Below are 15,902 nucleotides of genomic sequence, written 5' to 3'. Positions count from 1 at the left end.
GTAATACGTATGCTTGCAGCAATTAATGTAAGACCATTCCTACAAAGCGCAGACCAATATTATAGATAAACGAGTAATTATTCATGAAGCAAATTATATCTATAAACAAGCCGTTTTTCTTTTCGTACTATATCTTTTCCTAAAAATATGTCCTAATTTGATGAAGCATTACGAAAATATTGTAGTGATGTTATTTGTAGTGATGTTATTTTGCTTATAAATATTTTGCTCATAAATATTACTAAGCAAATAGGGGGTGTATATTTAAATTTAAGTGTAACGCTAGAGGCTTAAATGCCTTGAATTTTTGTTGATATTTTCAGAAAGGATGGGAAAAGATGAGAGAGAAAAAAATTATATCAAAAAGAGCAAAAGCACTAGTAGTCAGTTTTATCATTCTTGCCTTGATAGTTATTCCTGTCGGCTCTATCAATATAAGTGCTGCCGATGTGGAATTTAACTATGCAAAGGCATTGCAGTATTCCATGTATTTTTATGATGCAAACATGTGCGGTACCGGTGTTGACGAAAATGGACAGTACAATTGGAGAAGCGACTGCCATGTTTATGATGCGGAACTTCCGCTTGATTCTGAAAACACCAATATGTCAGATGATTTTATCAGAAGAAACTTAAGCATACTTGATCCTGATGGGGATGGTAAAGTTGACGTTTCCGGCGGTTTTCATGATGCCGGTGACCATGTAAAGTTCGGTATGCCCGAAGCGTATTCTGCTTCTACAGTGGGATGGGGATATTATGAATTCAGAGAACAGTTTGAAGCAACAGGGCAAGCTGAGCACGCTGAAACAATTTTGCGTTATTTTAATGATTATTTCTTGAGGAGTACTTTTAGGGACGCGTCCGGTAATGTAGTTGCATTTTGCTATCAAGTGGGTGACGGCGATATTGACCATGCTTACTGGAATGCACCTGAAGTCGATGAAATGTTCCGTAGGGGATGGTTTGCTACTGAAGATCTGCCTTCAACGGATTGCGTGGCTGCAGCGGCAGCTTCCCTTGCAGTAAACTACATGAATTTCAAAGATACAGATCCTGAATATGCGGCAAAAAGTCTTGATTATGCAAAAGCGTTATTTGACTTTGCTGAAAAAAATGATAAAGAAGTCAACAAGGACGGCCCTAAGGGCTATTATACTTCATCAAAATGGGAAGATGACTACTGCTGGGCTGCTGCATGGCTCTATCTGGCAACTCAAGACGATCATTATCTTGATGAAATATTTAAGTATTATGATTACTATGCTCCTTCCTGCTGGACACACTGCTGGAATGATGTTTGGGCAGGTACAGCATGTATTATGGGTCAAATAGACGACTTGTACGATAAGGATAGCGATGAGTTTGAAAACAGGTTCAGAAAAGCTGCCAATAAGAGTCCTTATGAACCAATAGATTTCTGGAGCGAGGTTGCAAAGCTGGTCGATAATTGGATGACTGGCAAGGTGGGTGAAATAACTCCTGGAGGATATGCTTTCCTTAACAAATGGGGTTCTGCCAGATATAATACTGCTACCCAGCTTGTAGCTCTTGTTTATGACAAACATCACGGTGATACTCCATCAAAATATAGTGAGTGGGCAAGATCGCAAATGGAATATCTCATGGGGGATAATCCGATTAACCGTTGTTACATTGTAGGGTACAGTGATATTTCTGTAAAATTCCCGCACCATAGAGCAGCATCAGGTCTGTCAAAATGCGAAGATCTCGATCCTCATAAATATGTACTGTATGGTGCATTGGTTGGCGGACCGGGCGCGAGTGATGAGCATATAGATACCACAGCAGACTGGGTTTACAATGAAGTAACAATAGACTACAATGCTGCGTTTGTGGGAGCATGTGCCGGTCTTTACAGATACTTTGGGGATCCTTCAATGCAGGTTACACCTGATTTCCCGCCAAAGGTTGATATATCGGATCCTGATAACGGAGGTACTTCATATTGGGTAGACGCATTTGGCGTAGATATAGCACAGAGTGATGGACCAAAAGTAACTGAAGTTACTTTGTATGTACGTTCAGATGTAAGAAAAACATCAAAGAACATTTCCGTCAGATACTTTTTCGATGCTACCGGGATGACATCCCTTGATCGTGATAAAATTGAATTAAGACAACTGTATGACCAGACAGCAGCAGAGACGGATTATGCGGCTGTGCTTACAGGTCCTCATCATTATAAAGATAATATTTACTATATTGAGATAGCCTGGGATGGGTTTGTAATTGCTAATTCCAATAAAAAATACCAGTTTGCATTGGGTACATATGCATGGGGTAATTATTGGAACCCATTAGACGACTGGAGCTATCAGGAACTGCGTATTGAAGAGAGCAATTATACAGGTACACCTGCAAGGAATAACAATATATGTGTTTATGATGCCGGTGTTCTCGTGGGAGGTATTGAGCCAGACGGAACAACACCTCAAGTTTCACCTTCGCCGCAGCCTACACCTACACCTACAAAGGAACCGGAATTCATGTACGGAGATTTGAATGGAGACGGCAAAATTAACTCAACAGACCTGACTGTAATGAAGAGGTATCTCCTTAAGTCTCTTCAAGAATTAAAGGTACCCGAACAGGCGGCGGATTTGAATGGAGACGGTAAAATAAGTTCAACAGACTTAACAATTTTAAGAAGATATTTGGTTCGCATAATTACCGACTTTCCGGTAAATGCACGCTAAATTGTCAAAAAGAATACTATTCTTGCTTTGGATAAAAATGAAGGCTGCCTGTTTTGCGGGTGGTCTTCTTTTTATTATCTTACGTCCCTCAAACACAAATAGTCATTTTCTGCATATCTTATTAGTGGGTTACACAAACTATTTGAAAGAATCGATTGAATGGAGGGACTTTGCATGTCAAAAGGTAGAATAAGGCACATGTTTCCGGGAGGTAATACATCGCAGGGATTTTTCAGCTATTATGATTATATATTAAGCCAGGAGGAAGCTAATAGAATTATATGTATAAAAGGCGGCCCCGGTGTCGGAAAGTCAACGTTTATGAAGAAAATAGGGGATGAGATGCTGGATATGGGGTATGATGTGGAGTTTATGCACTGCTCAAGTGATAACAACAGCCTTGATGGCGTGGTTATACCATCGCTGAAAATAGCTCTTCTTGATGGAACAGCTCCCCATGTTGTGGACCCGAAAAATCCTGGGGCAGTAGATGAGATAATACATCTGGGTGACTTCTGGGATGAAGAGGGTTTAAGAAAGAATAAGGAAGATATACTAAAGGACAATAAAGAAGTGGGAAGAACCTTTAAAAGGGCATACAGATATATAAAAGCAGCCTATTCCATATATGAGGATAATATTGAAATAGTGAGCTGGTGTATAGATAATGCAAAGGTAACTAAACTTTCTGAAAAGCTAAAAAACGAGATTTTGGGCGATAAGGACATTGGGGACCGTCAGGGTAAGGATAGGAAGCTTTTTGCAAGTGCAATTACTCCTAATGGACTTGTAAACTATCTCGATACATTGATTAATACAAGCAAAGTATATGTTCTTAAGGGTATGCCGGGAACAGGCACCGAAAGAGTGGTTGAAAAGATTAAGGAAGCGGCTGTGGAAAGAGGCCATGATGTAGAGTCCTTCTACTGCGCATTAAATCCATATAGACTCGAGCACCTTATAATACCTGCTTTGAATGTTTCAATAATTACATCAAATGATTATCATAGCGCCGATGGGAAAAACTCTGTAGAGTATAACCTTGATGATTATTTGGATACTTCAGAATTGCAAAAATATAAGGAGACTCTGGAAAATAACAGATCAAATTTTGATATGTTACTGAACACAGCTGTTAAGACCATCGCTAAAGCAAAAGCATTTCATGATAATATGGAGAACTATTACATACCCAATATGGATTTCGATGCAGTGCAAAGATGCTATGAGGTGACTTTAAATAGGATTCTTGAATATGCAAATGAGCGTCATTGAGATATAGATGAAAGGGAGTCAGATATGAGATTTGGCTCCTTTTTTAAAGGCTTGAATATGAGTCGAAATCTGTGATAAAATATATTCGAAAAAAGTTGGTATAACATGCAGATTTATACTATACTTGTTTGTTTTAAAGCACGATTCCATACAATGGATTTATTTTTTATTAGTATAAGGGGGAATAGTATGAAAAGGAAAATTTTAGCCACTTTTATCGTGATGTCAATTGTATTTTCTCAGTTTTTATGTCTTGGCGAACTGTCTTTAGGAGGATATTCCAACGTTTATGCCTGGAGTCAGCCAGCTGTTGGAGATGTAAATGCAGATGGTGTTATCAACAGTACTGATTATACGCTTATGAAGAGATATGTTCTTCACATTATTAACGATTTTCCTGCTGACGATGATATGTGGGTTGGAGATGTAAATGGTGACAATGCTATCAACAGTACTGATTATAATTATGTGAAAAGGTATTTGCTTCGTATAATTGATGAGTTTCCAAAAAAATCTTATAACCCAACACCCACACCTACACATACATTCAGACCTACACCTACACCAACACAGGCTAGTTCTACACCTACCCCTACTCCTACAATGATGCCTACTCCCACAAAATCAAATACGGGCAATTCCCAAGATGGGTATTTTCCTGCGGGAACTTCAAAGTCAGAGCTGATTTCAAAGGCTTCTACACTGAAAGTCAGTGAAATCAAAGCCATAATAAAGCAGCAGGTAGATGAGCACTGGGATGTAATCAGAAATGTATGCGGATTTAAGAGCAAAGAATCAGCATATGCCTTTTTCTTTGGAATGGCTACCAGAGAGTCTACATTCAGGGCAGCAACTGAGACTGGAAGCAAAGCTTCACATGCCTTCGGACCTTTGCAGACGGCTGAGACTGCCTATGCAAATGCAGACCCTAACTATATGCCGGAGCTTAACGTCCCGGAGATGTTCCAATATGATTTTACCGACTACAATTTCTATGATGTCGGTATATCAACACACATGGGAATCAGGCACTTTTTGCACTTTGCAAGACTTGCTCAAGAAAAATACAGTGGCAAGGATATAGCACGTCATGCCTTGATGGGATTCAATACAGGTTGGATTGATGGGTCGGACGAAGCATGGATAGTAAGATATGCGGATGAAACCGCCGCTTTGGGGGCATGGTATTTGAAGAATAATCACATGTCCGATGATGAGTTTACATGGGATACCGATCCTAGGGTAGACCGTAGCAATCCATGGGGAATTTATTACTAATGCTGTAAAGTCTAAAAAATGAAGTTTTATAACCTGTTATGGGGATCCGGGAGCTTGTTTTTGCGCCTGAATCCCCTCATCTATATTATGCCTAATAAGGGCATGAATAAATAAGGATCATAGGATTTTGAAAAGTCTGAAGCATAATAATGTAGAAATGAAATTGCCATAAGAAAATTATTTTTTTTAGTTTATAATAATATATTTAAATGATATTATTAATATTATGCAATCTATATACCTAAAAAATGTATACATATTAATAAGTAAAGGCAGGTCATTATTTTGGGAATTTTCAATACATATGCACTGTTTGGAAGCAGAGAAAAGAAGGCTGAAAAGTTATTCAAACAGGGAGATGAGCTGTTTTTAAACAATAAGCATGCCGAATCTATAAACTACTACAAAAAGGCTATAAAAATATATGATAAATACTATAAGGCATATGTAAGCTTGGGTTATGCACTGATAATAGTAGAAAAATATGAAGAGGGCATAAAGTATTGTGACAAGGCTTTGGCTCTTAATCCGGAAAATGCCTCGCAAATATATTTTATAAAGGCGGAATGCCTAAAAAAATTGAACAAATATCATGAAGCTTTGGATAACTACATGAAGGCAGTCAAGATTGAAAAGAAAGTTTTTTATTTAATTCCCATGGCAAATCTTCTTTATGATATGGAAGACTATGATAAATCCCTGGAGATATTTGATATGCTTGAGGCAATCAATCTTGAGGATAAAAATGATATAGAGAATATTTTTCTTTACAAAGGTAAAATAATGGAGAAGAAGGGCTTTTATAAGGAAGCGATAGAGTACTTTGACAGAGCTATTGAGGTTAATCCTAAAAATGCAGAAATATTTGATAAGAAGGGTTCTTCATTATATTATCTGGGTAGGTCTACCGATAATATGAAGTTTGTAGAGGAGTCAATAATATATTATCGAAAAGCGCTGGAGGTAGATAAAGAATATTTCCATCCGCTAAACGGCATTGCAGTTTCTCTTGAGGTGCTGGGAAATACTAATGAGGCCCTGATTTATTATGATAAAGCTCTCAAAGCATACCCTAATTTCGTACTTGTGCATTTCAATAAGGCAAATTTGCTAATGAATTTAAACAGGGATGAAGAAGCCTTATATCATTATGACAGGGCTATACAAATAAATAAGTATTATATCGATGCCTATGTGGAAAAGGCAGAACTGCTGTGCAGTATGGGGAAGCATAGCGAAGCCCTCAGTTTACTGGACAATATTCTTGAGGATTTGAATACTGTCGGAATTAAAGATAGAGATGGAAAAATGTGCACATTATTAAGATGCAAAGGTGATGTGTTTTATAGCATGCGTAAATTTAATGAAGCTATAGAGCACTACGATAAAGCCCTTGATATCGATAAAAACAGACCAGATATTCTTCTGAAAAAGGGAGAAGCGTATAATCGTTTGGAAATGCCGCAGTTGGCAATTCTTATGTACGAGGAAACTCTTCGGGTGAGAAAGGACTATTATATAGCCTATTTCTACATGGGGGTTACATATAAGTATTCCGGTGAATACCAATCGGCACTCGAAGCCTTTGATTACTATATAGATGCTGTACCTAAAGTACCTGAAGCTTATGTGGAGAGAGCTGAAGTGCTGCAATTATTACAGCAGTATGATGAGGCAAAGGAGGATTGCGACAAAGCCCTTGTATTAAAGCCACAGTTTGGAGGTGCAAATTACAGGAAAGGCCTCATTTTGTGTGAACTTGGTAAATATGAGGAGGCGATAGAGGTTTTTGAAAGACTTTTGGACGACGAAGAATTTTCCGATATTGCCGGGTATTTTAAGGGAGTTGCACTAAAAAATCTTGAAAAGTATGAGGAAGCTTTAGAATATGTGGATAGATATATAATAGCACATCCTGATTATAGAGAACCCTATCTTGAAAAGGCTGATATTTTGATTGCTCTTGGAGAGTATGAAAAAGCCATTGAGTCTTGTAATACTCTCTTGGACAGGGATGCTAAAGATATTGGTGCTTTCATAAAAAAGAGTGCTGTCTTCTTCCGACAGGAAAAATTCGAGGAGGCTCTTAAATGCATTGAAGATGCTATGGCTATATCAGTCGACTATCCTGCTTTGAACTACTACAAAGGGGAAATATTGAGAAATATGGGGAAACCTGAGGAGTCTATTGGGTTTTTTGACAAATACATTGAGAAAGTTCCTGAGCAGCCTAATCCCTATGTAGGCCGGGCAAAGTCCTTATACTTGATGCAAGAGTATGAAGAGGCACTGGACTGTTGCGAAAAGGCAATAAGCCTTGATGATAATAATGTTGAGGGTTATTATTCAAAGGCGCAGGTATTAATGCAGATGGACAGGTATGAGGATGTTCTTGAGGTACTGGATAGGATAAAGGAAATCGATCAAGATTTTAAAATGGTTTATTATGATAGGGCTGAGGTCTATAAAAAAATGGGCGATTACGAGAAAGCACTGGAAAACATGGATATTTACCTTGAGGAGTTTCCGGATGATGGATATGGGCATGAAAAAAAGGCCAATATTCTGTTTGGTATGGGACGATTTGATGATGCTGTCCGTGAATGCGATAAGGCTATTGAAATTGAGCCCGGTCTTGCAGATGCTTACTACGGAAAGGGCTATATACTTTATTATACAGGTCAGTTTAAAGAGTCCTTAAGCTGTTTTGATAAGGTGATTGAGCTTGATCCAAAGAGTGCTTATGCTTATTACAGCAAGGGAAATTCGCTTAAATATTTAGGAGATCTGGAGGGCGCTCTGGAAAACTACAACGAGGCTATAAACCTGTGGCATGAATTTGCCGAATGCTATTCGGCTATTGCCCATCTCTATTTTATTGTCGGGAATTATGCAAACAGCATGATTTTCTATGATAGGGTGGAGAATCTAAGACCGGATTATATTTATTCGTATATAGGAAAATCTCAGGTATATATGGCGACGGGTGACATGGAAAACGCCATAAAGTACAGTGATAAAGCTTTGGAAGTATCTCCAAATAATGCAGATACCCATAATAATAAAGGGAAGATTCTTGGATACTTTGGAATGTTTGACGAGGCTGTGAGCTGTTTTCAGGCTGCAATAGAGCTGGACAATAACCAGGCAGAATATTTCTACAATTTAGGAAACGCCCAGCTCATGATAAATGAGTTTGAAAATGCAATAGAAAGCTATAATAAGGCCATATACATATATCCTAGGTACGAAGCCTCTTATGTAGGTATCGGTAAGGCACAAATGTGCCTTGAAAACATGGAAGAAGCGCTGGAGAATTTTAATAAGGCTATAGAATTAAATCCCGAATACGCTGAGGCATATTATTCAAAGTCTGAGGCTTTAAGAATATTGGACGAAAATGAAGAAGCGCAGGAATGCTATGAAAAAGCATTAGAGCTTGGTTATAATGCTTAGGTAAACTTAATATTTGATTTCCTCTCGCAAGGGATTTTGTTGTAGAAATGTTTATTTAAATTTACCAAAATATGTATTTGTAATATGACATTTTTATGTTAAACAAAAACGGTGATAAGGTGTAGCAGACTATTTTGAAGTTCCTATATACGTTACTACACCAGGAGGAAGATTGAAAAAATATGATCCTAATAAGTGTTTTTTTGGACAACAACTATTTGTAGTGAGATGCCAAAAGGCCTAAATTCACCCTAATAATAAATATTTATTTAAAAGGAAGGATGGTCATTATGAATAGTATAAAAAAATACAAATGGATTATTATGAGTACTTCTATTATTCTTATTGCTTTTTTATCAATAATTATGAATTTAGATAAAGGGCGAAGTGGAATGGTTTTAGCATATGGAAAGGTATCGCAGGATGCAATAGAAGTTTCTTTGATAAATCTAATTGCTACGCCAGAACAATATGATGGAAAATTAGTAAGGGTTATAGGAGTGGGAAATGTTAAATTTGAAAGCAATGGACTATATCTCTCAAGAGATGACTATAAAAAAGCAATAACCAAAAATGCTGTTTGGTTAGCATTAGATGAAGAATTGCTTGAAACAACATATGAAAAACTCAAAAAATCAAACGGAAAGTATGTGCTAGTTGAAGGTATTTTTAATAGTAAGAAAAAAGGACATTTTGATAAGTATTCAGGAACAATTGATACCATTACAAGATATGAGTTTTGGAAGTAGCCCAAATCTCTATATTGTTAGGAAAATATGTCAATAAGCATATCCCTGATAGAGCAATTCTGTCGGGGGTTCTTTTTGTCTTATAGGTAGACGTAAGATAAATTATGAAGCCCTATATAGGAATTGAAAATTAGTATTATTGTATTGACGGAATAGATAAAACAATTATATTACTAAAAATAAGTGTAAGCATTAAAAATAAATTCACATAGTGTATAGTTTGTAAAGGGTGTGGAGAGGTGACCCTGTAGCAAGCAAATAACATAACTTAGCGCATATATAATCTATGAAATGAAACCAATGAAATTACTAAATTAAGTCATAATACCATCGTAAGGTCACCCTATTATTCTTTTAATCATTGAGTCATGGGCCAAGGTTTCGAATTCATCCTTAGTAGGCGAAAGGGATACAAAATCCTTGTATTTTTGCTTTAGAGCGATGGAAATAAGATGATCCGCCAAAGCTGGGTTTTTAGGGAGCAGACTTCCATGGGAATAAGAGCAGTACACATTCTTGTAAATTGCCCCTTCAAAACCGTCTTCACCATTATTTCCATACCCTTTTATAATCTTGCCAAGGGGTTTTACTCCCTGGCCCAAATAGGTTCGTCCTGAATGATTTTCAAAGCCTACGATTTTTCCGTCATAGTTATCATTTTTAAGAAAATCGCATTCAAACACAAAGTTTCCGATCATCCTTTCCTTGCCGCCTATGGTCCATAGGTTCAGGGCATTTAGAAAATGAATCTCTTTACCGTCCCAGGTCTTATAATAACTGCCTAGCAGTTGGTAACCGCCGCAAATAGCCAAGAATACCTTGTCATTTTTTACGGCGTTTCTGATTTCCTCTCCTTTTTCGTTTAGGAGGTCGTCCTGGATCATTTCCTGTTCATAGTCCTGGCCGCCGCCCAAAAATATAATATCGTAGGCTTCAGCGTCAAACTTGTCACCGAGAGATATGTTTGAAACGTTTACGTTTATTCCGCGCCACTCACAGCGCATTTTCAAAGCAATTATATTTCCTCTGTCGCCGTATAAATTCAAAAGATCAGGGTATAGATGACAAATACTCAACTCATACATATTATTTCCAGAACTCCTTTAAACCGAATTTTTTCTTAAGAAGGCTTCTTACTTCAAGCATGGCTGTATAGGTTGGCAGTATATAAAGGCTCTGTCCTTCGGAAGTAGCCTCTAAAGCCCTATTCAACAGCCGCTCATAGTCCTTTTCAATCTGAATTTTATCGCTGTATATTCCTGCATATTTAAGCCTCACAGCCATATCCTCTGCGCGAATTCCTGAAGTATAGAAGTAAGATACCTTATTTTGCATTTGCTGAAGCTGCTCAAAATCAACATCCCAGAGCCAAGAAATATCGGTACCGTCTGCAAGACGGTCATTTATAACAAAGGCTATTTGGGTATTTTGCTTTTCCGTAAGAAGATAGCTCAAAACCTGATTAAAGCCTGTGGGGTTTTTAACGAGAATTACTTTTATGGTTTTACCATCGGTTTCAATGGTCTCCATTCGACCAAAACCGCATTCGAAGCTTTCCATGGCTTTGACAAGGCTGTCTGCTGAAAAACCTAATAGATGTCCCAATGAGGCTGCAGCCATCGCATTATATATATTATAAAGACCCGGAAGATTAATTCTCGCATTGTAAGATACCGGTTCACTACTTTCTTTTATAGGGCTCAACGAAAACACAATATCAGAATACGAAGTGTTCAGCTCGTTAATCTTCAAGCATGTTACCTTGGAGACAGGACGCATATATCCGCAGTCCGGGCAAGAAAATCCACCAAGGTGACCGTATACCTGATAGGAGTATTCATATTTGCTTTTGCAGTAAAGACAAATGCTCGCATCACTATTTACAACAGTGTTACTGTTGTCGTATGCTTCATCGGAAAAACCGTAGTATATGACTTCTCTGTCCATATTATGCCCCAAGGATGCGCACAAAGAATCGTCGGCATTTAAAACCAGTTTGGCGTTGGGAGACTTTTCAATGCCCGACCTGACATTGCTTAAAGTAGTATAAAGCTCACCGAAGCGGTCCAACTGATCCCTGAAAAAGTTTGTTACCACCAGAATATCCGGCTGAACATAGTCGGTTACCACATTAAATGCAGCTTCATCAACTTCTATCAATGCTGTAGAAGCCTTGCTCTTTCCAAAAATATTTACAGAGTCGATAAAGGTGGTAATAACACCGCTTACCAGGTTGGCTCCGGATTTGTTGGTGATGTACTCTATGTTGTTTTCCTCCAGTACTTTTCCGATAATACGTGTAGTGGTGGTTTTGCCGTTTGTCCCTGTAACCATTATAATCTTATAATCTTTTGAAATTACCTTGATTATGTCCGGATAAATTTTACGCGCAACCTTTCCGGGAAGGGTGGTGCCACCTCTTTTCAAAATTCTGAGCGCGAAAACAAGAAGTTTTGTAATTATTATGGTAAATGTAAGTCTTATATTCATTTGTATCCCTGCTTTTTTGATGTATTTTTGCTTAATTTCTTTAAAATTATAACACAAAGAGTTATAGTTATGAACAAATATTTTTATAAGGAAGTATTTCCCTAAATAATTAATTGATATACCCATTGAATGCTCCGCCATTAAAAAACATTTGATACATAATTTTTTAAATGATAAAATAGTGAATAAAGAGTATTTGATTTTTCATCTGAAAGCTGATTAATAATTTTTTTCTATGGTACAATAAGGTTAGCCACTCGGGTGGTTGCGAAATAGGTCCACGGCCCATTGATCTTCATATCAAGGCTCTAAAACGTATGGGGGTCAAAGTGCACGATGCGCATCACGGTTTTTTATACTGCGAAGTGGATAAAATCAAGGGTTGCGAGATTCAACTGGATTTTCCGAGCGTTGGAGCCACAGAGAATATAATGCTGGCAGCGGTATTTGCTGAGGGCGAGACTGTTATACGTCATGCGGCCAAGGAGCCTGAAATTGTAGACCTTCAGAATTTCCTTGTAAAAATGGGTGCAAATGTGTCGGGAGCAGGAACCAGTACCATAACAATAAAAGGTACGGACAGGAAGCTTAATAATGTTGAGCACAGTGTTATACCCGACAGGATAGTAGCAGGTACATATTTGGTGGCGGCAGGAATTACCGGCGGGGATTTGTACCTTAAGAGTGTTTCGGCAGAACATATTACGTCCATAGTGTCATACCTTCGGGAAACCGGCTGTAGGATCAACATAAAACGAAATAATATACATATTTCGGGTCCTAGCAAGCCAAGGGCTATAGACATAATCAGGACTCTGCCTTACCCGGGATTTCCCACTGATATGCAGTCACAGTTTGTTTCTCTACTTTCGGTTGCCAGGGGAACCAGCATTATAGTTGAGACCATATTTGAGAACCGATACAAACATGTTGAGGAGCTATTAAGAATGGGAGCCGATATAAAGCTGGAGGGAAGACTGGCTGTAATTAAGGGAGTTAAAAGGCTTACCGGGGCAACTGTTGCTGCAAGGGACTTAAGAGGAGGGGCTGCATTGGTTCTCGCAGCACTTGCCGCTGAAGGCACTACCATAATAAGTGGGACGAAACATATCGACAGGGGTTATGAGGATATTGAAGGAAAGCTTTCCATGGTTGGGGCTTTAATTAAAAGAGAAGAATAAAGAGGGGTAAGTCTATTGAAAATACAGGAGATAACAACCGGTGCAGAGTATCAACCGCAAAAAAAACACAAAAGAAAAAAAAAGAAGAGAATACTGTCATTTTTTAAGTTTGTATTCTTTTTTCTGCTTATTGCTGCGATTTTAGTGTGTTTGGGGCTGTCACCATTATTTTCTGTAAAGAGGATTGAAGTTTATGGCAATAAGCATTATAATAGCAGTGAAGTGATTGATGCTTCAGGTTTGATAATAGGTAATAACTGGTTTAAGTCCAACAGTGTGAATCTAAAGGGTATCGTTACCTTTAGGTCAATTGATGCGGAAAAACTGTTATTGCAAAGGTGCCCGTATTTAAAAAGTGCAGTAGTAAGAATAAACTTTATGGGTGTGGTTGGCATAGAAGTAACCGAAAGGGATCCGGTTGCTTTGGTGCCTTATATGGGGTCAAACCTTGTGATTGACAGTGAGAGTTTTGTGCTTACTTTGAGCAGCAATGCAGCTGACGAAAAGTTTCCTGTCATAAAAGGGCTGGAATGTGACAGCTATACTCTGGGACAGGCTTTATCGGTGCATGACCCGAAGTACTTGGAGGCTTTTGGAAAAGTTATGGAGGTTATTGCTACTGCTGATGCCAATGCAGGGGAAAGAGGCAAGGAATTTAGTATTAAGGATGCAATAAGCTATATTGATATATCTGATCTCGACAATATTAATCTCTATCTTGATTCTAGGATAGCGGTTAACCTTGGAAACTATAAAGAGATAAGCGAATATAGAATTAATTTCTTAAGAGAGATTTTTTACTTCCAACTAAAAGAGGAAGATAAGGGATTATTGGATTTTACATCGGGTGAATATCCAAGTTTTATACCAGATTAGAGAGGGAGGAGCAGAATGATTCCTTTATTGGGCTTAATTATTGGAATTCTGATTGGAGTATTTATTCCATATAGTATTCCTGAGCAATACTCAAGCTATGTAGCAGTAGCTATTCTTGCAGCTTTGGATTCCGTTTTCGGTGGTGTGGTATCTACCATGCAAAAGAAGTTTGACATGGGAATTTTTTTGTCGGGCTTTATTTGTAATGCTCTTTTGGCAGCTGCACTTACTTATATAGGAGACAAGCTAGGGATACAGATTTATTTTGCTGCGATATTTGCTTTTGGAAACAGGCTGTTTCTAAATTTTGCTGTTATTCGAAGATTCTTATTGAATAAGTACAGCAAAAAAGATAATATAAAAGATAATATGCTGGATAATAATGAAGCTTAAGATATTCTGATATTAATGGTATCATAATGATATAGGGTTAATAAATATCCGGTTTTGGGAAAATGAAATTTGTAAAGTGTCAAGGTTAATTAGAATAAAGAAATTGCTAAATATATATCGGCACCTGGTTGTATTCGTGCTTTGGCATACGGGAGGTTTACATAAGTGGACGATATAATAAGTTGTATTGATATAGGTACTACAAAGGTTTGCGCCTTTGTAGCAAGACTTGGTGATAACGGTAATTTTGAAGTGTTGGGCAAGGCGATGGAACCGTGCAGCGGCGTAAAAAAAGGCGTAATTGTTGATATAGATAGTGTTTCAAATGCTATACGGAGCTGCATTCAAAAAGTGAGAGCCTTGCTTAATGTTGATATTGAGAGTGTTTATGTGAATGTTATGGGCTCACATATTGACGTATTTTATAATAAGGCTTCGGTTGATGTTTTAAGGCATGACCATCAAATTACATCCGATGATGTCGAAAAAGTGCTGAAAAAGGTTGAAGATGTGAAGCTTCCTGAAAATGTTCAGATTATTGATGTTATTCCAAGACAGTACATTGTGGATGGTTGTGATGAAATACTTGATCCCGTCGGCATGGCAGGAGTGAAGCTTGAGCTTGAGGCAGATGTTGTGGTTGGAAAAATCACCACATTTAATAACATCATAAAGAGTGTCGAAAATGCCAATGTAGCAGTGAATGGTTTTATTGCAGAATCTTTGGCAGTGGGAGATTTGGCTTTGAATCCCGAAGAAAAAGAGATGGGTGCGATTCTTATTGATGTTGGCGGTGGAGTTACAAATATATCCGTATTCAAAAGCAAGTGTCTTGTCCTATATGATTCCATACCCGTTGGAGGAGAACACATAACAAACGATATATCCATAGGGCTCAAGGTCTCATTAAATGATGCTGAAAAGCTAAAGAGGGAATATGGTCTGGCTCTTACCTCGCTTATCAATAACGACCATGATATAACAATAAATGAACTTAGTGAGAACACCAAAAGGACAATAAAGGTTTCCGAAGTCGTTGAAATAATTGAGGCCAGAACTCAGGAAATATTTTCGCTATGCAGGGAAATGCTTGAGCAAGAGGGTATATTAAGCAGCTTTAACGGAGGAGTCGTACTGGCTGGAGGAGGCATCTCATATATTGACGGCTCAATTCAATCGGCAAAGGAAATCTTCGGGTTGCCAGTCAGAATAGTATCTTATAAGTCACTGGGGATAAAAAATGCCGAACATGTAACTGCAATGGCAACGATAAATTATGTTGCAAACAGGATTAAGTCTGAGGGGAAAAGTGGTGGTACTAAAAACAACAAACCCAGAAGACAGAAGCAAAAAAAGGAATATGGCTTTTTAAAGAAAATTGCCAATCTTTTCAACGGATTATTTTAACATATTAGTTCTATTTTTCGAATACACATTTTTAAAGATTTCGAATATAATTCTTTATAATTATATGTATATATTTT

11 protein-coding genes are annotated in these 15,902 nt (G+C 37.8%); 9 read left to right on the top strand and 2 right to left on the bottom strand.

The genetic code is table 11. The features are described from left to right. The first annotated feature begins 338 nt into the window (after positions 1-338). From EFD62_RS03465 to EFD62_RS03445, 5 genes are all read left to right on the top strand, one after another. Positions 339-2,720 carry a glycoside hydrolase family 9 protein gene (locus EFD62_RS03465; RefSeq protein ID WP_069194029.1) on the top strand — a complete coding sequence of 794 codons (2,382 nt, stop codon included), beginning with the start codon at positions 339-341 and terminating at the stop codon, positions 2,718-2,720. A gap of 174 nt (positions 2,721-2,894) precedes the next feature. Further along, positions 2,895-3,995 carry a PRK06851 family protein gene (locus EFD62_RS03460; protein WP_069194028.1) on the top strand — a complete coding sequence of 367 codons (1,101 nt, stop codon included), beginning with the start codon at positions 2,895-2,897 and terminating at the stop codon, positions 3,993-3,995. A 189-nt stretch (positions 3,996-4,184) separates the two neighbouring features. Next, positions 4,185-5,273, top strand: a complete 1,089-nt coding sequence (locus EFD62_RS18220; RefSeq protein WP_268919925.1) for a dockerin type I repeat-containing protein — start codon at positions 4,185-4,187, stop codon at positions 5,271-5,273. Positions 5,274-5,558: 285 nt separating this feature from the next. Then, positions 5,559-8,729, top strand: coding sequence for a tetratricopeptide repeat protein (locus tag EFD62_RS03450; RefSeq protein ID WP_069194027.1), 3,171 nt, complete (start codon positions 5,559-5,561; stop codon positions 8,727-8,729). Between the two features lie 290 nt (positions 8,730-9,019). Continuing rightward, entirely contained in the window at positions 9,020-9,478 is a 459-nt protein-coding gene (locus tag EFD62_RS03445) for a hypothetical protein (protein ID WP_069194026.1), read from the top strand. Positions 9,479-9,816: 338 nt separating this feature from the next. Here EFD62_RS03445 and EFD62_RS03440 read toward each other — a convergent pair whose 3' ends face one another. Beyond that, positions 9,817-10,563: a type 1 glutamine amidotransferase gene (locus EFD62_RS03440; protein ID WP_128705735.1), complete on the bottom strand. Its 747-nt coding sequence runs from the start codon at positions 10,561-10,563 to the stop codon at positions 9,817-9,819. Position 10,564: 1 nt separating this feature from the next. Further along, positions 10,565-11,968: a Mur ligase family protein gene (locus tag EFD62_RS03435; protein ID WP_069196276.1), complete on the bottom strand. Its 1,404-nt coding sequence runs from the start codon at positions 11,966-11,968 to the stop codon at positions 10,565-10,567. 215 nt (positions 11,969-12,183) lie between these two features. Here EFD62_RS03435 and murA point away from each other — a divergent pair, with 215 nt between their 5' ends. The 4 genes from murA to ftsA all read left to right on the top strand — a co-directional run bounded on the left by murA (position 12,184) and on the right by ftsA (position 15,825). Then, the gene (gene murA / locus EFD62_RS03430) at positions 12,184-13,149 is read left to right on the top strand and encodes a UDP-N-acetylglucosamine 1-carboxyvinyltransferase (RefSeq protein WP_328590670.1); all 966 of its coding nucleotides are present in this window, start codon (positions 12,184-12,186) and stop codon (positions 13,147-13,149) included. A 15-nt stretch (positions 13,150-13,164) separates the two neighbouring features. Next, positions 13,165-14,025 (top strand): cell division protein FtsQ/DivIB, encoded by an 861-nt coding sequence (locus EFD62_RS03425; protein ID WP_069194023.1) that lies wholly within the window; start codon positions 13,165-13,167, stop codon positions 14,023-14,025. A gap of 15 nt (positions 14,026-14,040) precedes the next feature. After that, on the top strand, positions 14,041-14,418 hold the full coding sequence (locus EFD62_RS03420) for a small basic family protein (protein ID WP_069194022.1): 378 nt from the start codon (positions 14,041-14,043) through the stop codon (positions 14,416-14,418). A 165-nt stretch (positions 14,419-14,583) separates the two neighbouring features. Continuing rightward, a complete protein-coding gene (gene ftsA / locus EFD62_RS03415; RefSeq protein ID WP_069194021.1) occupies positions 14,584-15,825 on the top strand; it encodes a cell division protein FtsA in 1,242 nt (413 codons plus the stop codon). The last annotated feature ends 77 nt before the right edge of the window (positions 15,826-15,902 follow it).

This window comes from Acetivibrio mesophilus, from assembly GCF_004102745.1.
Taxonomy (GTDB): Bacteria; Bacillota; Clostridia; order Acetivibrionales; family Acetivibrionaceae; genus Hungateiclostridium; species Hungateiclostridium mesophilum.
This window is presented reverse-complemented; position numbering and strand designations above follow the sequence as displayed.